This window comes from Streptomyces sp. NPDC058289, from assembly GCF_042880975.1.
GTDB lineage: Bacteria > Actinomycetota > Actinomycetes > Streptomycetales > Streptomycetaceae > Streptomyces > Streptomyces stoeckheimensis.
Map to the genome: position 1 here is coordinate 1 of NZ_JBHVYI010000099.1, position 19,608 is coordinate 19,608.

At 73.8% G+C, this 19,608-nt stretch carries 18 protein-coding genes and 2 tRNA genes; 12 read left to right on the forward strand and 8 right to left on the reverse strand.

Features of this window, described 5'->3' with window-relative positions:
* The 3 genes from ACFVX6_RS34290 to ACFVX6_RS34300 all read left to right on the forward strand — a co-directional run bounded on the left by ACFVX6_RS34290 (position 1) and on the right by ACFVX6_RS34300 (position 2,296).
* Positions 1-73: transfer RNA gene (locus ACFVX6_RS34290), tRNA-His, on the forward strand.
* 123 nt (positions 74-196) lie between these two features.
* Positions 197-1,321: an alpha/beta hydrolase gene (locus tag ACFVX6_RS34295; protein WP_389698185.1), complete on the forward strand. Its 1,125-nt coding sequence runs from the start codon at positions 197-199 to the stop codon at positions 1,319-1,321.
* A gap of 207 nt (positions 1,322-1,528) precedes the next feature.
* Positions 1,529-2,296 carry a rhamnogalacturonan acetylesterase gene (locus ACFVX6_RS34300; protein ID WP_389698187.1) on the forward strand — a complete coding sequence of 256 codons (768 nt, stop codon included), beginning with the start codon at positions 1,529-1,531 and terminating at the stop codon, positions 2,294-2,296.
* Between the two features lie 28 nt (positions 2,297-2,324).
* Here the strand turns inward: ACFVX6_RS34300 and ACFVX6_RS34305 are convergent, their stop codons facing one another.
* Complete coding sequence (locus ACFVX6_RS34305) at positions 2,325-3,080, reverse strand: alpha/beta fold hydrolase (protein ID WP_389698189.1); 756 nt, start codon at positions 3,078-3,080, stop codon at positions 2,325-2,327.
* 72 nt (positions 3,081-3,152) lie between these two features.
* Between ACFVX6_RS34305 and ACFVX6_RS34310 the strand changes: the two genes are divergently transcribed.
* Complete coding sequence (locus ACFVX6_RS34310) at positions 3,153-3,929, forward strand: hypothetical protein (protein ID WP_389698191.1); 777 nt, start codon at positions 3,153-3,155, stop codon at positions 3,927-3,929.
* On the opposite strand, the gene ACFVX6_RS34315 is transcribed toward ACFVX6_RS34310, so the two are convergent.
* Entirely contained in the window at positions 3,916-5,979 is a 2,064-nt protein-coding gene (locus tag ACFVX6_RS34315) for a phosphocholine-specific phospholipase C (RefSeq protein ID WP_389698193.1), read from the reverse strand. The genes ACFVX6_RS34310 and ACFVX6_RS34315 overlap by 14 nt on opposite strands.
* 300 nt (positions 5,980-6,279) lie before the next feature.
* Here ACFVX6_RS34315 and ACFVX6_RS34320 point away from each other — a divergent pair, with 300 nt between their 5' ends.
* From ACFVX6_RS34320 to ACFVX6_RS34350, 7 genes are all read left to right on the forward strand, one after another.
* Complete coding sequence (locus ACFVX6_RS34320) at positions 6,280-7,308, forward strand: 3-oxoacyl-ACP synthase III family protein (RefSeq protein ID WP_389698195.1); 1,029 nt, start codon at positions 6,280-6,282, stop codon at positions 7,306-7,308.
* Positions 7,305-8,057: a glycosyltransferase family 2 protein gene (locus tag ACFVX6_RS34325; RefSeq protein WP_389698197.1), complete on the forward strand. Its 753-nt coding sequence runs from the start codon at positions 7,305-7,307 to the stop codon at positions 8,055-8,057. Before ACFVX6_RS34320 ends, ACFVX6_RS34325 begins: the two co-directional genes overlap by 4 nt.
* Positions 8,057-9,682, forward strand: a complete 1,626-nt coding sequence (locus ACFVX6_RS34330; RefSeq protein ID WP_389698199.1) for an AMP-binding protein — start codon at positions 8,057-8,059, stop codon at positions 9,680-9,682. Before ACFVX6_RS34325 ends, ACFVX6_RS34330 begins: the two co-directional genes overlap by 1 nt.
* A gap of 149 nt (positions 9,683-9,831) precedes the next feature.
* Positions 9,832-10,620: a YhjD/YihY/BrkB family envelope integrity protein gene (locus tag ACFVX6_RS34335; protein ID WP_389698201.1), complete on the forward strand. Its 789-nt coding sequence runs from the start codon at positions 9,832-9,834 to the stop codon at positions 10,618-10,620.
* Positions 10,617-11,375, forward strand: a complete 759-nt coding sequence (locus tag ACFVX6_RS34340; protein WP_389698203.1) for a glycosyltransferase — start codon at positions 10,617-10,619, stop codon at positions 11,373-11,375. The genes ACFVX6_RS34335 and ACFVX6_RS34340 overlap by 4 nt, the downstream gene beginning before the upstream one ends.
* Positions 11,372-12,571: a cytochrome P450 gene (locus ACFVX6_RS34345; protein ID WP_389698205.1), complete on the forward strand. Its 1,200-nt coding sequence runs from the start codon at positions 11,372-11,374 to the stop codon at positions 12,569-12,571. Before ACFVX6_RS34340 ends, ACFVX6_RS34345 begins: the two co-directional genes overlap by 4 nt.
* Complete coding sequence (locus ACFVX6_RS34350) at positions 12,568-13,485, forward strand: NAD-dependent epimerase/dehydratase family protein (RefSeq protein ID WP_389698207.1); 918 nt, start codon at positions 12,568-12,570, stop codon at positions 13,483-13,485. The genes ACFVX6_RS34345 and ACFVX6_RS34350 overlap by 4 nt, the downstream gene beginning before the upstream one ends.
* A gap of 45 nt (positions 13,486-13,530) precedes the next feature.
* Here ACFVX6_RS34350 and ACFVX6_RS34355 read toward each other — a convergent pair.
* From ACFVX6_RS34355 to ACFVX6_RS34380, 6 genes are all read right to left on the reverse strand, one after another.
* A tRNA-OTHER gene (locus ACFVX6_RS34355) sits at positions 13,531-13,603 on the reverse strand.
* A gap of 63 nt (positions 13,604-13,666) precedes the next feature.
* A complete protein-coding gene (locus ACFVX6_RS34360; protein WP_389698209.1) occupies positions 13,667-15,040 on the reverse strand; it encodes a hypothetical protein in 1,374 nt (457 codons plus the stop codon).
* A gap of 93 nt (positions 15,041-15,133) precedes the next feature.
* Positions 15,134-15,550, reverse strand: coding sequence for a peptide-methionine (R)-S-oxide reductase MsrB (msrB, locus tag ACFVX6_RS34365; protein WP_389698211.1), 417 nt, complete (start codon positions 15,548-15,550; stop codon positions 15,134-15,136).
* A gap of 36 nt (positions 15,551-15,586) precedes the next feature.
* Complete coding sequence (murC, locus tag ACFVX6_RS34370) at positions 15,587-16,981, reverse strand: UDP-N-acetylmuramate--L-alanine ligase (protein WP_389698213.1); 1,395 nt, start codon at positions 16,979-16,981, stop codon at positions 15,587-15,589.
* Between the two features lie 73 nt (positions 16,982-17,054).
* Positions 17,055-17,522 carry an indole-3-glycerol phosphate synthase gene (locus ACFVX6_RS34375; protein WP_389698215.1) on the reverse strand — a complete coding sequence of 156 codons (468 nt, stop codon included), beginning with the start codon at positions 17,520-17,522 and terminating at the stop codon, positions 17,055-17,057.
* A 147-nt stretch (positions 17,523-17,669) separates the two neighbouring features.
* Positions 17,670-18,443: a pyrimidine reductase family protein gene (locus tag ACFVX6_RS34380; protein WP_389698217.1), complete on the reverse strand. Its 774-nt coding sequence runs from the start codon at positions 18,441-18,443 to the stop codon at positions 17,670-17,672.
* Positions 18,444-18,479: 36 nt separating this feature from the next.
* On the opposite strand from ACFVX6_RS34380, the gene zapE reads away from it, so the two are divergent.
* Complete coding sequence (gene zapE / locus ACFVX6_RS34385) at positions 18,480-19,583, forward strand: cell division protein ZapE (protein ID WP_389698219.1); 1,104 nt, start codon at positions 18,480-18,482, stop codon at positions 19,581-19,583.
* The last annotated feature ends 25 nt before the right edge of the window (positions 19,584-19,608 follow it).

Below are 19,608 nucleotides of genomic sequence, written 5' to 3' on the forward strand. Positions count from 1 at the left end.
GGGTGTAGCTCAGTTGGTAGAGCACCTGGTTGTGGTCCAGGTGGCCGCGGGTTCAAGTCCCGTCACTCACCCTGTTGATCCCGTGGGGGTTACGAGTTTTCCTCGTAACCCCCACGGGTTTTTTCGTTCCTCCGAGGGGAGCGGCACGTCGCGACCGGCCGGGCCCGCGTGCCGGAGTCCTGGCAGGATCACACGCATGCAAAGCGACATCGGGGGCATTTCGGCTCTGCTCCTCGCCGCCCTCGTGGCGGCCGCGGTGTTCGGGGCCGCGGTGTGGCTGTGGCCCCGGCTCGCGGGGTCCGGGGTCCGCCCGGTGCTGGGGCGGGCGGGGCTCCAGCTCGCGATCACCCTGACGACCGGGTCGGCGCTGCTGCTCGCGGTGAACTCCTCGTACGGCTTTTACGGCTCCTGGCGCGACCTGCTCTCCCTGCGCCGCGAGGACCCGGTGCCGGCGGGCGCGGACGCTTCGGCGCGGGCGGCGCTGCTGGTGCGGGGAACCCACTCCTGGCGGCACTCCGGCACCGACGACCCCGCGGTGATCGGCCTGATCGAGGCGGTGACCGTGCGCGGGGCCCGCAGCGGGCTGTCGGGGCAGGGGTACGTGTACCTGCCGCCGCAGTACGTGCACGCGTCCGCCGGGCGGCGGGCGGAGTTCCCGGTGGTGCTGGCGCTGAGCGGGTTCCCGAGTACGCCGGGGGTGCTGGTCGACCGGCTGCGGTATCCGCAGCTCGCGCTGGAGGCGGTGCGGGCGGGGCGGATGCGGCCGGCGGTGCTGGTCCTGATGACCCCGACGGTGGCGCCGCCCAGGGACACGCAGTGCGTGGACGTGCCGGGCGGGCCGCAGGCGGAGACCTTCTTCGCGCGGGACCTGAGGGCGGCGGTGTCCTCGCACTACGGCCTCACGCCGGACGCCCGCGGGTGGGGCGCGATGGGCAATTCGGTGGGCGGCTACTGCGCCCTGAAGCTGGCCCTGCGCGCACCGGACGCCTACCGGGCGGCGGCCGCGCTGTCGGCCCCGTACGCGGCCTCGCGCGACGCGGACACCGGTGACCTGTTCGGCGGCGACCCGGGCCGCCGGCAGGAGGACGACCTGTTGTGGCGGCTGCGGAACCTGCCGCAGCCGCCGGTGTCCCTGTTGGTGGCGAGCAGCCGCAAGGGCGAGCACCAGTACCCGGCGACGCTGGAATTCATCGACGCGGTACGGTCACCCGCACGGGTCTCCTCGATCGTGCTCGCGAGCGGCGGCCACAACTACGAGACCTGGGCGCGCGAGGTGCCGCCGGCCCTGGAGTGGCTGGTGGGACGGCTGAGCCCACCCTGAATGCACCACCGGGGACTCCCGCCCGGGCTCCGCTCGGGGCCCGCTGAGGCCCCGGCCTGCGGACATGTAGCCTGAGACGGATTCCGATGAACGGGTTCAGGAATCGGGTGCCGGGTGAGATCGTCCGGGTGGGGGGACAGGCCCCGCCTGCCGGGTCATCGTCGGGCACGGAGCACCGGCACGTTCTGATGGGAAGTACACGAAAGCATGACGAGAATCTTCCTCGCGGGCGACTCCAGCGTGACGAGCCGGCAGGCCAGCATGGCCCCGATGGTGGGATGGGGCCAGACCCTGCAGCTGTTCGTGCAGGGCGCCGAGGTGATCAACTGCGCGCGCGCCGGAGCGAGCACCCGCAGTTTCCTGGAGCGCGGGCGGCTCGCCTGGATCCTGGAGAACGCCGTTCCCGGCGACCTCATGCTCATCTCCTTCGGCCTCATCGACATGAAGCCCGGTGACGGCCGCTTCACCGAGCCGTTCAAGGAGTACCAGGGCTTCCTGCGCCAGTACGTCCACGCGGCGCGGGACCGGGGCATGCACCCGGTCCTCATCACCAGCCACGAGCGCCGCGTCTTCGACAAGTACGGCAACATGCGCCGCCCCCTGGGGCAGTACCCCGCCGCCATGCGCGAGGTCGCGGCGCAGCTCTCGGTGCCGCTCATCGACCTGAACGAGTGGAGCGTCGCCTGGTGGCGGCACGCCGGCCCCGACGGAACCAAGGCGCTCTTCCTCTACCTGGAGCCGGGCGAGCACCCCAACTACCCCAAGGGCGTGGCGGACAACACCCACCTGCGCGCCCACGGCGGCGTGGAGTGCTCCCGGTACATCGCGGCGGAACTGCAGAACCGTGCGCTGCTGCCGCCCTCGCACTTCCGCAACCTCCAGGCCCAGTTCGATCCGGATCAGGCCGTCGAGTTCCTGCCCGACGACGTCTTCGACCAGCAGACCAAGGAGCGGGTCGCGGAAGTACGGCGCTGACCTACCCGCTGCACCCGCCCCACCCGCCCTACCCGCGCAGGAAGGCCTCCACCTCGGTGGCGAGGGCCACCGGGGTCTCCTGCGGCGGATAGTGGCCGGTGCCGGGCAGCGGCTGGATGCGACAGTTCGGGTACCAGAGCTGCCAGGTGGCCCGCATGAAGTCGGCGGTGAGCGCGAGGTCGTACTCGCCGACGAGGACCAGCACCGGGACGGTGCTGCCCTTCACGGCGGCGGACAGGTCGAGCGGCTGCCAGCTCGCGAGGTACGCGGCGAAGGCCTCCGGCCGGGACACGGCGAGCGAGTGCGCGACCATCCGCTCGAGCCAGTACGGGCTCGAGCGGCGGCCGGTGACGATGTCGAGGATGGCGCGGCGGTTCTCCGCGTTGCCGGCGGCCCCGTAGAAGAGGTCGTGGGTGGCGTCGTCCATCTCGTAGGGGGCGGCGGGGACCGGGTTGATGCCGATCAGCTTCTCGACCCGCTCGGGGGCGCGCACGAGGACCTGCTGCATGGCCTTGCCGCCCATGGAGTGGCCGAGGAGGGAGAAGGTGTCCCAGCCGAGCTCGTCGGCGAGCGCGAGGACGTCGTCGGCGATCTCGGGGAGCGTGTAGCGGCCGGGGACGTCCCTGCGGTCACCGTAGCCGCGGTAGTCGAGGAAGGCGTACGAGAACTCCCGCGGGTCCAGGTAGTCCAGTACGGAGCCCCAGTTGGCGGACGTGCCGAACCAGTCGTGCAGCACGATGACGCGGACGGGGCCGGTGCCGGTCCTGCGGTGGGCGATGGCCATGCGTTCTCCCTCGGTGACGGGGCGGAAAGAATTGCCGCCGTACGTTCTGCCCACCGCGCCTACCATCACACCGTGACGACCCCACCTTCCGTCCCCGTCGAACGCATCCGGGTCCGCGACGCGAAGAGCGCGGACGGCCACCCGTACCACCCGGCGCGGTACGAGATCACCGACCCCGCCGAGGTCGCGGAGGTCCTTGCCGTGTGGCCCGCCGAACGGGTGCCCGAGCCGGGCTCCGGAGGGTCGGCGGAGGCAGACCCCGAGATCGACTACTTCGAGTGCATGTGCGTGGCACACGAACCCGACCCGTTCGATGCCACGGACGACCCCGCGATCCGGCACGTACCGCCCGCCCGGCCGGGGCCGCTCGCCCGGCTGCTCGACCCCTGCGCCCCGGACGGCATCCCGGCCCGGCACCGGGCCCGGTGGGCGGCCGCCGCGCCCGCGGCGCTGCGCGGCTACGCCGAGGCCATGGCCCGCGGCGAGGATCCGCCGCGCCCGGTAGGGATCGCGCTGGCGGCCGCCTTCTCCTGGCAGGGGGCCGTCCGCGCGGACCCCACCGACGCGGCCTCGCTCCTGGCGGAGCTGGCCCCTCCGCGGCTGCTCGTGGGGGCCTCCACCGAGGACCTGGCGTGGGCGGTCCGGGAGACCGACCGCGGCGGGCTCGACGCGGCCGTGCGGTTCTTCGCGAGCGAGGAGTTCACCACCCGGCACCCCAAGCGGCGCCGGGTCCCGGACACCGCCCGGGACCTGCTGCTCCGGCACGCCCGCAGCCACCGTCCCCGCGACCTCCCGGTCCTGGAACGGCGGCTGCTGCGTGCACCGGACGACCGCGTCAGACGGTCTTGATCGCCGGGTCCGAGACTCCGGCCGCGCCCGTTTCCACGTGGCCGGCGAAGCGGCGCAGGAAGGTGGCGTCCGTGTCGGAGACGACGGTGACGTCGTACCAGCGGGCCGTGCCGGACAGGGCCACGGTGTGCGCGACGGTGCCGCCCGCCGCGACGCGCACGACCTGGGCCGTGCCGCCGTAGGCGTTGGTGACGGTCAGGTTGACGGCCGCCGTGCCCCCGTTGGTCAGGGACAGCACCAGGTTGCCGGTGGCCTTGTCGTCGCGGGCCGTGGCCTCGGGGCCGGCCTTCTTCGCCGGGCCCTTCCAGGTGCGCAGGAAACCGTTCGGGCCCCAGACCGTGAGGTTGATCTGGTTGCCGGTGGAGCTGCTCGTGCTCCAGGTGTCCGACAGGGTCTTGCCCGCCTCGACCGTGTAGGGCCACGGGCCGTCCGTACGGTTGCCCGAGGTGCTGTGGAAGTGGGCGCCGAGGGTGGGACCCGAGGAGAAGGTCAGCGTGAACTTGCCCGTGGAGACCGTGGCCTTGCCGTCCACGTACGGGGCGTAGCCCAGTGCGCGCGTCGGCTTGGCGCCCGCCTCCTGCTTGGGCAGGGTGCCCGTCGCCGGCGGGGTCGGGTTGTAGGACGAGTGGCGGTTCTTGTCCGGCGGTACGTACGCGGCCGTGGACGGCAGCGCGGCGGGCGCGGAGTCCGCCCGGGTGAAGTCGAACGCCGAGGTCAGGTCGCCGCAGACCGCGCGGCGCCACGGGGAGATGTTGGGCTCCTGCACGCCGAAGCGCTTCTCCATGAAGCGGATCACCGAGGTGTGGTCGAAGGTCTCGGAGCAGACGTAGCCGCCCTTGCTCCACGGGGAGACCACGATCATCGGGACGCGGGGGCCGAGCCCGTAGGGGCCGGCGGCGTAGCCGGAGACGCCCCCGGTGTACAGGTCGCCGGTGACGCTCGCCGTGGACAGGCCCCAGGAGGAGGAGGCGGGCGGGTACGGCGGGACGACGTGGTCGAAGAAGCCGTCGTTCTCGTCGTAGGTGATGAAGAGGGCCGTCTTCGCCCACACGTCGGGGTTCGCGGTCAGCGAGTCCAGGACCTGCGAGATGTACCAGGCGCCGAAGTTCGTCGGCCAGTTGGCGTGCTCGCTGAACGCCTCGGGGGCGGCGATCCAGGAGACCTGCGGGAGGGTGCCGGCCACCACGTCCGCGCGCAGCTTGTCGAAGTAGCCTTCGCCCGCCTTGACGTTGGTTCCCGTACGGGCCTTCTCGTACAGGGCGCTGCCGGGCTGGGCGCCCCGGTAGCTGTTGAAGTACAGCAGCGAGTTGTCGCCGTAGTTGCCGCGGAAGGCGTCGTTGATCCAGCCCCAGGATCCGGCGGCGTTCAGGCCGTCGCCGACGTCCTGGTAGACCTTCCACGACACGCCGGCCGTCTCCAGGCGCTCGGGGTAGGTCTTCCAGCCGTAGCCGGCTTCCTGGTTGCCGAGGACCGGGCCGCCGCCCACGCCGTCGTTGCCCGTGTAACCCGTCCACATGTAGTAGCGGTTGGGGTCGGTGGCACCGATGAAGGAGCAGTGGTAGGCGTCGCACACCGTGAAGGCGTCGGCGAGCGCGTAGTGGAACGGGATGTCGTTCCGGGTCATGTACGCCATGGTCGTGGCCGTCTTGGCCGGGACCCACTTGTCGTACTTGCCGTTGTTGTACGCCTGGTGGCCGCCCGCCCAGTCGTGGTTCAGCCCCGTCAGGAACTGCATGCCCAGGTCGTTGATCTGGGGGTTGAAGGGCAGGATGTCCTTCGTGCCGTTGGACTGGTGGAAGACGGACTTGCCGTTGTCCTGGAGGACCGGCCTCGGGTCCCCGAACCCCCGGACCCCCTTCATCGCACCGAAGTAGTGGTCGAAGGAACGATTTTCCTGCATGAGGACGACGATGTGCTCGATGTCCTGGATCGTGCCGGTACTGCCCTGGGCCGAGATGGCGGCGGCCCTTGCGATGCTCTCGTTCAGCATCGTGACGGCGGCTGCGCCACCGGCGATCTGCAGGAACCTGCGCCGATTCAATTCAGTCATGGAGAACGACCTCTGCGGTGAGACGGGTGCGGGGGTGTCGAGGGGCGCCCCAAGAACAGCGGCCCCGGGGTACCGGTCGGCGTTGCTTGAATGACAGTGGGCCGTACACCTGGAGAACGGAATACCTCGTCAGACGGTTCGTGCCCCACCTGCCACATCTCTTCGCGATCTCTTCGCGATCCCTTCGCGGCCGTGGTCACCGTGCGGCGGCCCGGCGATCCCGGGTACTCATCCGGCCGACGGGCGGGGATGAGCATCCGTACTCAGGACCGGGACCGGATGGCGCGTCATCGTGAAGGCATGCCGAATCAGCCATCCGTACCGCGCCCGCGGCCCCGCGCCGGGATCACCGCCGTCGCCGGCGTGCTGCCCGAGGACGTCCTCACCTCCGACCGGCTCCAGCGCGAGATCGCCGGCCGGACCGGACTCGCCCTGCCGCCCCGGCTGCTGGCCCAGGCCACCGGGATCCGTGCCCGCCGGATCGCGGGTGACGGGGTGTACGCCTCCACGCTCGCGGTGGGTGCGGCCCGCCGGGTACTGGACACCGCCGGGCTCGGGCCCGCCGATATCGACCTGCTGCTCTTCGCCTCCGCCTCCCGCGACGTCGCCGAACCCGCCACCGCGCACATCGTGCAGGACGAACTCGGCACGAAGGCGCACGCCTTGGACGTCACCAACGCGTGCAACAGCTTCGTCAACGGCATCGACCTCGCCCGCGCCATGATCCTCGCCGGCCGGGCCCGGCGCGCCCTGGTGGTCACCGGGGAGACCCCGAGCCGGGCCGTGCGGACGGCGCCCGCCGACTTCGCCGAGTTCCGCGCCGGTTTCGCCGGCTACACCTTCGGCGACGCGGGGGCCGCCGTGATCGTGGAGCCGGTGGAGCGCGGCGGGATCCTCGACGTGGACACCGAGACCCACTCCGAGCACTGGGAGGTCGGGGGCATCCCCGGCGGCGGCTCGCGCCACCCGCGCGGGGACGCGTACACGTACTTCCGCGGCGACGGGCACGAACTGCGCGGGGTCTTCGAGAAGGTGGGCACCGCCGTCATCGACCGGACCCTGCACCGCACGGGCATGGGCTGGGACGACTTCTCGAAGGTGCTGGTGCACCAGGTGACGGTGCCCTATCTGGAGCGGTTCGCCGAGCTGACCGGGGTGCCGGCCGGGAAGCTGGTGGTGACCGTGCCCGAGCTCGGCAATATCGCGAGCGCGACGATCGGGGTGCAACTGGACCGGATATTCGATGAACTGACTTCAGGCGAGCGGGTGTTGTTCGTCGGACTCGGCGGTGGGATCAGCATCATGACCATGGTCTGGGAGAAGTCGTGAGCGCGGCCGGACGGCTCTGGGTGGTGGTGCCCGCGCACGACGAGGAGGCCCGGCTCGCCGGGACCCTCGCCGCGCTCGCCCACCAACGGGACCGGGATTTCACCCTGTTGGTCGTGGACAACGCCTCGGCCGACCGGACGGGAGCCGTGGCGCGGGAGTTCGCGGCGGGCGCCCCTTTCGCGGTGGTGGTCATCGAGGAAGCGGAGAAGGGCGTCGGCTCCGCGGTGGACACCGGCTTCCGGTATGCGATCGGACGCGGCGCGACCCTGCTCGCCCGCACCGACGCCGACTGCCTGCCCCACCCGGGGTGGACGGACGCGGCGCGGGCGGCCCTGGCCCGCGACCCCGGGCTGGTGTGCGGGCGGATCGTGGCCCGGCGCGACGAGCACGGCCCACTGGGGCGGGCCGGGTTCGGGGTCCTGGTACGGCTCGCCGGGCTCTTCGGCCGGCTGCGGCCCGAGCACGCACGGCGCCGCGGCTACCGCGCCCCGTACCGGATGCACGCCGGGAACAACATGGCCATCACCGCCGAGCTGTACCTGGCCGTCGGCGGGATGCCCCGGCGCCCCTCCCCCACCGACCGGCTCTTCCTCAACGCGGTGCGCCGCCACACCGACCGGATCACGCACTGCCGGGCGATGGTCGTGGAGAACTCCACGCGCCGACTGAGGGCGTACGGGATCGCCGGCACGGCCCGCTGGTACCTCGGCCGCGGCAGCGGCCCGCACGGAACGGACGACCCCCGCTGATGCTGGACCGCCTCGACCACGCGCTGCGCACCCGCCCCGAACGGCCCGCCGTGCTGACCGCCACCCGCACGGGAGCCACCCGGACCGCCGCAACCCGCGGGGAACTCGCCGAGCTGGCCGATGCGTTCGCCGCCGCGCTGTACGCGCGCGGGCTGCGCGCCGGGGACACCGTCGGGGTCGCCGTACGCCCCGGGCCGCGTGCGCTCGCCGTCCTGCTCGCGCTGTGGCGGCTCGGTCTGCGCGGGGCCGTCCTCGACCCCGGGGCCGGACCCGACGTGCTGCGCGCCCGGCTGGCTTCGGCGCGGCCCGCGCTGGTGCTGGCCGACGCCGCCGCGCAGGCGGTGGCCGGGTGGGCGCGGCCGCTGGCCCGGCGGGCGGCCGGGCTGGAACTGCCGGAGCTGGCCGGGCTGGGCGCGCCGGTGGCCACGGTCGGGCGGCGGCTGCCGGGGTGCGCGCCCGCTCTGGACCGGCATGCGGCGCGGAGCGGGGTTCCCCCGCGGTTCACGGGCGACGGGGACGCCGACGCGGTCATCGTGTTCACCTCCGGGACCACCGCACGGCCCCGGGCGGTGGTGCACACGCGGGCGAGTCTGGCCGCCGGGATGGAGACGGTGTCGGCGCTGTTCTCCCCTGGCTCGGGGGAGACTTCGGCCTCCGGCGCGGCTGACGAGCCGGTGCTCGGCGGCACCTTCTTCGTACTCGTTCCCGCCCTCGTGCGCGGCACCCCCGTGGCCCTCCCGGCGCGGTCGCCCCGGGTACTGGCCCGCCAGCTGGCCCGGCTGGCGCCGCGGGACACCTACCTCACGCCGCCGCAGCTCCGGGACGCGCTGCGGGAGGGAGCCCGGTTCCGGGGCCGGGTGTGGACCGGCTCGGCTCCGGCGAGCGCGGAACTGCTGGGGCGCGTAAGGGAGTCGGGGGCCGATGAGGCCTGGGGGGTGTACGCGCTGACCGAGCTGTTCCCGGCCGCCGCGGTGGAGTCCCGGGAGAAGGCCGCCCACGAGGGCCCCGGCGACCTGGTCGGCGCCCCGCTGCCCGGTGTGCGCGCCGAGTCCGACGCGGACGGGCAGCTGCTGCTGACCGGCCCCGGGGCCCGGCACCGCTACCTCGGCGAAGAACCCGATCCGTGGGTGCGTACGGGAGACCGGGCGCGCCTGGACGGCGCGGGCCGGATCGTGCTGGAGGGCAGGGCCAAGGACATGGTGCTGCGCCGGGCCGAGAACATCTACCCGGGCCTGTACGAACCGGCCCTGCACGTGCCCGGGGTGGAGCTGGCGCTGCTCGTCGGGGTTCCGGCGGAGCCGCGCGACCGCCACGGCGACGACGACGGCCGCGACTACGGCGACGAGCGGCTCGTGGCCGTGGTCCAGCCCTGCCACGGGGCCGCCGAGCCCGCGCTGCGGTCCGCCCTGGCGGGTCCGCTGCGCCGCATGGGCACGGCCGCGCCGGACGCCCTGCTGTTCGCGCGGATCCCGCTGTCGGGACGCTCCCGCAAACCGGACCGTGCGGCAACGGCGGCCCTGGCGGCCCACCGGCTGAGCTCCGGCTCTGAATCCGGCTCCGGCTCCGCCTCCGCACGGAACGGCGCGTCGGCCAAGGCCTCCCGTGCACAGCGGGGCGCCCCGTGACGGCCGCGCCCGCGTGGCGAGCCCGCGCCCGCACCGTCGGGCAGCGGGTCACGACGGCCGCCCGGCTCGGCCCCGGAACGGGGCCGTGCACCCCCCGGCCCGCCACCCCCTCGTGGCGGGCCCGCGCCGCAGCCCTCCGGGAGCGGGTCATGGAGCCTGTCGCGCCGCCGGTCATCGCACGGGTCGTCGCGCGGGTCATGGCCTCCCACCGCCGCTACACCCGCGCGAACGGCGACGCGCTCGCGGGTTCGCTCACGTACGCCCTGCTCGTCGGGACGGCCCCGGCGGTGCTGCTGATCGGTTCGCTCGCCGGCCGGGCCGGCGCGGGCGGGGACGGGGTCCGGCGGATCGTGGACGGGCTGGGCGCGGCCCTGCTGCCCGCCGCCGCGGCTCCGGCGGCCGGACGGCTGCCCACCGCGGCCCCGCACTGGCGGCCGCTGCTCGTCCTCGCCCTCTGCTGGTCGGTGGTGCGCACGACCCGGGCGCTGCGCACGGGCATCCGGGCCGTGTGCGGGCAGAACGCGGGCAGCGGGAACCCCGTGCGCGACGCGGCCCGGGACCTCGCGGGCGCGGCCGTGCTGTGCCTCGCGGGCGGCGCCGTCGCCGCCGTGGTGGCGGCGGGCGGTCCGTCACTGACCGTCCCCGCGCTGTGGGCGCTGTTCTCGGCCGTCCTGTGGCTCGCCCCGCACCGGGCCCCCGGCAGGCCCCGGCCGGCCGCCATCGCGGGTCCGGCACTGGCGGCCGCGCTGGCCTGCCGGCTGCTCGCCCTCGCCGCGGACCCCTATCTCGCCGCGACCGCCGAACTGCACGGCGACCTCTACCGCGGGGCCGGGCCGCTGATCGGCCTTCTCGTCTGGGGCAGCCTGTGCGCCCGGGTACTGCTCCGCGCGGCCTCCTGGGCCGCCACCGCCAACCCATCAGAAGGAGCAAGGAGTTGACGAACCTGTGGGTGGTCGTGCCCGCGTACAACGAAGCGGCGGCCATCGGGACCACCCTGGCCGCGCTCGCCGCCCAGCACGACACCGGATTCACGCTCGTGGTCGTGGACAACGCCTCCACCGACCGGACGGCCGAAGCCGTACGGGACTTCGCGCGCGCGGCTCCCTTCCGCGTCGAGCTGGCCCGGGAGGAGCTGCCCGGCGCGGGGACCGCCGCCGACACGGGCTTCCGGTACGCCATCGCCGCCGGCGCCAGCCACCTGCTGCGCACCGACGCCGACTGCCTGCCCGCCCCGGACTGGACGGCCGTCGCGAAGGCGGAGTTCGGGCGGGGCGCCGAGATGCTGTGCGGCCGCAGCGTGCCGCGCCGTGACGAGGGGCCCGGCCTCCTCGAAGCCCGGCTGCTGCCGGCGCTGATCCGGCTCACTTCGCTCTACGGCCGCTACCGCCCGTCCCACCGGCACCCGCGCTACCGCGCCCCGTACGTCCTGTGCCACGGCCACAACCTCGGCATCACCGCCGGCCTCTACCTGCGCTGCGGCGGCGCCCTGCGGGTGCCGCTGCACGAACGGTCCGAGGACGTGGCCCTGCTGAACCGGGCCCGGGAGCACAGCGACCGGATCGTCCGCGCGGACCAGCTGGTGGTGCAGAACAGCTTGCGCAGGCTGCGGAGTTGGGGCCCGCGCCGCACCCTGCTCTGGTACTGGGACCGGCGCTACCGGCCCGCCGACACCGCGGAGGCACACGTCCGATGACCACCGACCCGACGATCTGCACCCTGACCCGCACGAAGCCCGGCACGAAGGCCGGTACCAAAGCCGACGCGAAGGCCGACACGAAGGCCCGCGTCAGGGCCCGTACGAAGGCCCGCCGCCGGGACCGCCGGGTCTACCTGCGCTCCCACCCGCTCCTGTTCGCGCTGCTCGCCGCGACCCGCGGGCGGCCCGTGCGCCGGCTCGGGGGCGGCACCCTGCTCGTCCACGGCACGGCGGCCTACCGGGAGGCGCTGACCCGGCTGCCGCTGGACCGCACCGCGCCCGGCACCACCGGCGGCGCGGCCCGGGCCGCCCGGGTGGAGGACGTGCTCTTCGATCAGGAGGGCTCCGGCCACCGGGCCGGCCGGCGGGAGCTCGCCGAGCTGCTCGGTGCGGCCGGTACCCGGGAACTGCGCCCGGCGTGGCACCCGTTGCTCCTGCGGCGGCTCGCGCCGCTGCCGCTCGGCGGCACGGTGGACCTGGTCCCGCTGGCCCGGGAACTGGCCGGCTCGGTGGTGTACGCCCTCCTGCGCCCCGGTGCCGGGGAAGGCACCGGCGCCTCCCCCCTCGCCCTCGCGGAGGCCGCCGCCGAGGCCGCGGCCGCCTCCGTGCGCAGCCACCTCCCCGGCCCGCCCCGCCCCGGCGCCGGGGCGGCGGCGATCCGCGCCGCCGAGCGGCTCCGCGTGCTCCTGGGGCCGGGGGCGGACGCCCGGGCCGCGATGCTGGCGGTCGCGGCCGTCAACACCACCGTCGCGGCGCTGCCCCGGGCCGTGGCCTGGTGCGCCGACGCCGGGTTGTGGGACCAGGCGGCCGACCCGGCGCTCTGCCCCGCGCTGGCCGACGAGCTGCTGCGCGTGACGGCCGCCTCTCCGCTGCTGCCCCGGGTGGCTGCGGCCGAAGGCTCGGTGGGGGGCTGCCCGGTCCGGGCCGGGGACCGGCTGCTCCTGGTGGCCCGGCACGCGGCCGGGGCCCACCTGCGGGACCCCGACGGGCGCCGCCCCGCCGAGCCGAGCGTCGCCCGCCTGGTCTTCGGCGCGGGACAGCACGCCTGCCCCGGTGCCCGCCTGGCCCGGGAGCAACTGATCGGCGTGCTGGCGGCGTTGGCTCCGCACCGGCCGGTCGTGACCCGGGCGCGGGTGGACCGCCGGGCCGCTCTGCCCGGGTGGCGCTCGCTGGTCGTACGGGCGGCGGCATGACATCCCGTAGCGCGGCCGGGGTGCGGATCGCCGTCACGGGCGCGAGCGGCTTCTGCGGCGGGCACGTCGCCCGCGCCGCGGCCGCGGCCGGGGCGCGGGTGGTGTGCGTGGGCCGCAGGCCCGGTCCGCTCGGGGAACACCGCTTCTGGGACGCGTCCCTCGCGGAGCCGGACCTCTCGGGCACGGACCTCGTCGTGCACTGCGCGGCGGCGGTAGGCGATCCGGCCCCGGGCTCCCCCGCCGAGGCCGTCATGCACGCGGTCAACGTGACCGGCACCGAACGGCTGCTGCGCGCCGCGGGCGGCCGCCCGGTGGTCTGGGTCAGCAGCGCCAGCGTCTACGACCCCCGCCGCGACCGCAGGCTCGTCCGCGAGGACCACCCGCGCACGGGGCACCTGAACGCCTACGGCCGCACGAAGGCCGCCGGCGAGGCCCTGGCGCTGGCCGCGGGCTCCGTGGTGCTGCGCCCGCGCGCCGTGTACGGCCCCGGCGACACCCAGCTCCTGCCCCGGCTGCTCTCCCGGGTCCACGCCGGGACGCTGTTCCTGCCGGGCCCGGACGTCCCGCTCAGCCTGACGGCCGTGGAGAACCTGGCCGGGGCCTGCCTGGCGGCTCCCGAGTGGCCGCAGGGCGCGTACAACATCGCCGACGCCCGCCCCTACCGGCGTGACGCGGCGGTCCGCGAGGTCCTCCGCGCCCACGGGGTCCGCGCCCGCGTGCGCCATCTCCCGGCGCCCCTGGCCCGGGCTGCGGCGAGCATCTCGCAATCCCTGTCCTCCGGCGAACCCGCCCTCAGCCGCTACGCGGTGGACCAGCTCGCCCACCCGGTGGTCCTGGACCTGTCCCGGGCCCGCGCCCAGGGCTGGAACCCGTCCCGAACCCTGTCGGACCACCTCGGCGACCTGCGGGGGTGAGCCACGGGGAGGAAGAAGGAAGAGGGTGAGGACGGAAAAGGGCGGCGACGGGGGCAGGATTCGAACCTACGTCCACCCGGAGAACGAGCCGGGCGCTCCTCCGCAGAGCTTCCCCGCCGCCGCTGCGATCCTCGTCGGCAACGGCGGGACGGGGCAACTCATTTCCGCGGCGGGCGGCAGCTCACAGCCATTCCTGCGTGGCGGCCCGCTTCCCCTTGCCCGAGAACACCCCGGCGGACCGCAGCGCGCTCGCCATCAGCGGGTCGGCGACCGCGACGCCGTGCACGAGCTCCGGCGTACGGCGGTAGGGGGCGGGTTCGGCGACGGGCCTCTGTGCGGTCCAGCCGCCTGCGACGGGGTCCACGCCGTGCCGTCGGCAGACCTCTTCGACCAGGGAACGAGGACAGTCCGCCTCACCCCGCAGCACCTCCCAGGGCAAGGGGAGTTCCGCCCACACGTACGTGTCGGGGTGCAGCCCGCCACCGCTCTTGCGGTGCCAATAGGCCACGTCGGCAGCCATCAGCCGGGGCACCTTCCCGGGGCAGATGCGGTCCAGGAGGTCCTGCTCGCCCAGTTCGCCGACCAGCGCGAACCAGTGCGCCCGCGCCGTGCTCCAGGCCTGGGCGGCCTGGTTCCAGGTCGAGGAGTCGTTGCCGGGCCGCACGATCATGGTGTTGCGCTCCAGCCGGCACCGGTTCCAGGCGTCCTCCAGCATCTCGGCCACCTCCCGCAGGAAGCGGTTCCAGCGCACGAGGAGCCGGGCGACGTCCGCGTCGGACAGGTGCCCGAGGACCTCGGCGGCCGGGTACACGTGGGCGACCACGTACCAGTTCGTCCGGTCGGGCTCGGCGCGCAGCCGCTGGAACAGGGCGTCGGCCACCTCGTCGTACGGCCGCCGCTGCTTTCCGTTGGTGAAGACGCTGCGCATGCCGCCCCGCGCGGTGAGGTAGGCGACGAAGGCCGCGGTGTCCGGGTCGGCGGCGAACGCCTCGTACGGCAGGGTGTGCGCGAGCGCCCCCTTGCCGGTCATGGTGATCTCGCGGCGGCGCTGCTCGTGCACGATCCGGGCCAGTTTGGCCTCCATGCGGCGGAGCAGCCGGAAGCGCTTGTTGTACTGGCGTTTGGAGAGCCCGCCGATTCCCGCCCCGGCCCGCTCCGCCCGGTCGAGCCGCTCGGTGCCGAAGTCGTTCTGCCCGTACTCCCGGCCTATCTCCTCGCCCGCCCGGCGGATCACCTCTTCGATGCGGGCGGGATCGTCCCCGGCGTCCGGCGGGGGCTCCGGCAGGTTCGGGAACAAGGCGGCCGTGCGGGCGAGTTGGCGCTGCGCTCCGACGGGCCGCGCGAACTCCTCGCTCATCGAGGTGTAGCCGTGCCACATGGTGCGGAGCGAGTGTTCGACGGCCTTGCCGAGAGCGGTGGCGGTGACAGGATCGAGGTCGGTTTGCTGGGCGGCGAACAGGTCCTGGACCAGCTGGGCCACGTCCTCGGGACGTTTGCGGAGCCCGAGGGAGGCATGCAGCTCCCGCAGGAGCTGCTCGGCGTGGAGCGTCGGCATGCGCCCCACCTTGTCATCGGGCCCGGCGGAGCTCCACCGGATATCGCCCCCGGCAGGCTCCCGGTCCGAGAGCCTGCCGGGAAGCCGGTCCCGTCAGCCCTCGGTGGCTGCCGCGGGGGTGAGCCGCAGGGAGATGGAGTTGATGCAGTACCGCTGGTCCGTGGGGGTCGGGTAGCCCTCGCCCTCGAAGACGTGGCCCAGGTGGGAGCCGCACTTCGCGCACAGGACCTCGGTGCGGACCATGCCGTGGGCGACGTCCGCCTTCAGTTCGACCGCGTCGGAGTCCTTCGGGTCGTAGAAGGACGGCCAGCCGCAGTGCGACTCGAACTTCTCCGTGGAGCGGAACAGTTCGGAGCCGCAGCCGCGACAGCTGTAGACGCCCTCCGTCTTGGTGTCCGTGTACTCACCGCGGAAGGCGGGCTCGGTCCCGGCGAGGCGCAGTACCTGGTACTCGGACGGGGTCAGCTCCGCCTGCCACTGCTCGTCCGTCTTCTCTACCTCGTACGACATGACTGATCTCCCGCTTTCCCGCTCTTCCCAGAGCCGTCAGTTCGACAGACGGGCCAGGATGGCCGGCCCCAGGTCCGTGACATCGCCCGCACCCATGGTGAGAACGAGATCGCCGGGCTTCGCCATTCCCGCGATGACGTCGGCGACGGCTTCCTTGGAGTGCTCGGGGGTGACGTCGGCCCCGGCGGCGCGGGCGGCGTCGATGATGATCTCGCTGGTGATCCCGGGGATCGGGTCCTCGCGGGCCGGGTAGATGTCGAGGACGACCGAGGCGTCGGCGAGGGCGAGGGCCCGGCCCATCTCCTTGCCGAGTTCCTGGGTGCGGGAGAAGAGGTGCGGCTGGAAGACGACCAGGATGCGGGAGTCCCCGGCGGCTCCGCGGATGGCCTCCAGGTCGGCGGTCATCTCCGTCGGGTGGTGCGCGTAGGAGTCGATGACCTGGACCCCGGCGGCCTCGCCCTTGAGCTGGAGGCGGCGCTTGACCCCGGTGTACTTGCCGAGGGCGGAGGCCAGGTTGTGGGCCGGGATGCCGAGCGCGACGCCGGCGGCGAGGGCCGCGACGGCGTTGTGCGCGTAGTGGCGGCCGGGCACCGACACGGTGAAGGTGAGCATCCGGCCGTCGATGACGACCGTGACCTCGCTGGTCAGCCCGCGCGGGGTGATCTTGGTGATCCGGACGTCGGCGGTGGGCTCCTCGCCGTACGTGACGACCGTCAGGTCGGGATTGCCGCCGACCCGCCCGGCGATCTCGGCCGCGCCCGCCTGGCCGTGGGCGATGACCAGGGTGCCGCCGGCCGGGATCTTGCCGACGAAGGTCTCGAAGGACTCGTAGATCTCGTCCATCGACGCGTAGTTCGCGTGGTGGTCGAGTTCGGCGTTGAGGATGATCGCGACCTGGGGCGTGTACTTGTGGAAGCTGCGGTCGCTCTCGTCGGCCTCGGCCACGAAGATGTCGCCCTCGCCGTGGTGGGCGTTGGAGCCGGGGGCGTCCAGGTCGCCGCCGATGGCGTACGAGGGGTCCAGGCCCAGCGCCGAGAGGGAGACGGCCAGCATCGAGGTGGTGGTGGTCTTGCCGTGGGTGCCGGCGACGGCGATCGGCCGCAGGCCGTCCATCAGCCCGGCCAGGGCGTCCGAGCGGTGCACAACCGGGATGCCGAGCTCGGCGGCGCGGGCCAGCTCCGGGTTGTCGGCGCGGATGGCGCTGGAGACGACCACGCAGGTGGCGTCGTCGGCGAGGTGACCGGCGGCGTGCCCGATGTGGACCGTGGCGCCGTGGGCGCGCAGCGCCTGGGCGGTCTCGGAGTCACGGGCGTCGCTGCCGGCCACCTTGGCGCCGCGCTGGGCCAGGATCTTCGCGATGCCGGACATGCCGGCGCCGCCGATGCCGATGAAGTGGGGCCGTTCCATGGCGGTCGGCAGGCCGGGCTTCATTCAGGTAGCTCCAGGATCGAGTGCGTACGTACGGCAGCCGGATGCGCGGATGCGCGGTCCGGCCGCCTCCACCCTATTCCTTGTGGGCGAAGAGCTTGAGCACCGGAACGCCGACCTTGTGGCGCGCCCGTGAGGCCCAGTCCCGGTGGAAGAACTCCTCGACGTAGTGCGGGGCGGTCAGCACGATCACCTCGTCGGCGTTGGTCTCGTCCACCACTGCCTTCAGCTTGTCGAGCGGGTGCTCGTCGACGATCTGCCCGACGGCCTTGGCGCCCTTGGCCCTCAGGGACGCGAGGGAATGCTGGATCGCCAGTTCGGCCGGGCCGCGGGCCGCGTCGCCCTCCGGTTCGTCGCCCTCGCGAATGGCCTCGGGAAGCTCACCGAGCGCTACGTCGTCGATGGCGCGCAGCAGCCGGTCCCGGTCGCCGCGGGGTTGCATGAGGACGATGAAGGAGACCGGCTCGTCTCCGTGGAGGGTCGTGACGAAGTCCACGTCGACGGGGGTCAGCGGCTGCTCGATCATCAATACGCTCGTGAACACGGACGCCCTCTCCTTCGTGGGCCGAGGCCGACCGGCCGGCCCCTGCGGAAACCATCCTGCCCCGCTGTCGCACGGGGCCTGTGCGGTTATACCTGCCCACTACTGTGCCCAGCGGAAGCTAAGCGGAACGACAAATTCCGCCTCTCTTCAGATCCGACGGTAACGCGTGAAGAGAAACCCGGCCTCTTCCAGCAGGCAGGCCGGTGCGAGCCGGTGCGGAACCGTGACGGAGGGGCCGCCGGCGATCCGCTGGGCGTCACCCGCCGTGAGCACCGGCGAGATCGTCAGGCACAGCTCGTCCAGCGCGTCCGCGGCCACGAACTGCCCCAGCAGCCGGGGCCCGCCCTCGGTGAGCTGGCGCCGCAGCCCCCGGTCCGCGAGTTCCCGTACGGCCCGGGCCGGGTCCACGCCCGCCCCGTCGCCGGCCACCACCACCTGCGCCCCGGCCTTGGCGGCCTCGGCGACCCGGTCGGCGGGGGCGGCCGCGCCCGTGAGCACCACGGTGGGCACCAGCGGGGAGGTGAACAGCGGCAGCGAGAAGTCCAGGTCCAGGCTCGCGGAGACCACGGCGATGACCGCGGCGGGCCCCTGACCCGCGGCGGTACGGCGGGCGGCGAAGGCCTCCCGGGCCCGCGCGGGGCGGTAGCCCTCCTGGCGAACCGTTTCCGCACCGACGACCACCACATCGGCCAGGGCCCGCAGGGTGCCGAAGATCCGCATGTCGGTCTCGCCGGAGATGGGCTGCGAACGCCCGTCGTGCTGGGCCGCGCCGTCCAGCGTGGAGACCATGTTGGCCCGCAGCCAGTGGCCGTCCGGGGCGAGGGCGGGGTACTCGTACGCTTCGGCGAGTTCGTCCAGCGACCACTCACGGTCGGTCTGGTCCGCTGATGTCTGATCGGTCACAGGGAACAGGCGTCGCATCGGTGCAGTGTGCCACGCCCCGTAGAGTTAAGAGCTGTGTCAACATCACTCTCGCCCTCAGCGTCAGCCTCCGGGCGGCCCCCGATAGCCGACGCGGGACCGCAGTCCCTGTGCGCCCGCGAGCCGCGGGTGCCCGCCGAACGGCTGGTGGCCGAGATGGTGCCGCCGCCGCGCTTCGACTCGGTGCGCTTCGACACCTACGACCCCGACCCGGCCCAGCCCAGCCAGTCCGAGGCCGTCACCGTCCTCGCGGACTTCGCCTCGGGCCTCGGCGGGGCGCACGCGAGCGGCTCCGGCAAGCGGCGCTGGTTCGCGAAGAAGCCGGTCGTCTCCACCGCCCCGCGCGGGGTCTACCTCGACGGCGGCTACGGCGTCGGCAAGACCCACCTGCTCGCCTCCCTCTGGCACGCCACCCCGGCCGAACCGGCACTGAAGGCCTTCGGCACCTTCGTGGAGCTGACCAACCTGGTCGGCGCGCTCGGCTTCCAGCAGACCGTGCAGACCCTCGGCGGGCACCGCCTGCTGTGCATCGACGAGTTCGAGCTCGACGACCCGGGCGACACCGTCCTCGTCTCCTCCCTGCTCAGCCGCCTGGTCGAGCAGGGCGTGGCGCTGGCCGCCACCTCCAACACCCTGCCCGGCAAGCTCGGCGAGGGCCGCTTCGCCGCCGCCGACTTCCTGCGGGAGATCCAGGGGCTCTCCGCACACTTCCGCCCGCTGCGCATCGACGGCCAGGACTACCGACACCGCGGCCTGCCCGAGGCTCCCGCGCCGTTCTCCGACGAGCAGGTGACCAAGGCCGCGTACGCCACCGAGGGCGCGAGCCTCGACGATTTCCCGGGGCTGCTGGAGCACCTGGCGCGGGTCCACCCCAGCCGGTACGGAGCCCTGACCGACGGCATAACGGCCGTCTGCCTCACCGATGTCGGTCCGGTCCCGGACCAGTCGACGGCGCTGCGGCTGGTGGTCCTGGCCGACCGGCTGTACGACCGGGAAGTCCCGGTCCTGGCGGCGGGGGTTCCCTTCGACCGGCTGTTCAGTGACGAGATGCTGAACGGCGGCTACCGCAAGAAGTACTTCCGGGCCATCTCGCGGCTCACCGCGCTGGCACGCGACGCGAAGCCCCTGGTGTCCCAGTAGGTTTGGAGACGTCGGCCCGTTCCAC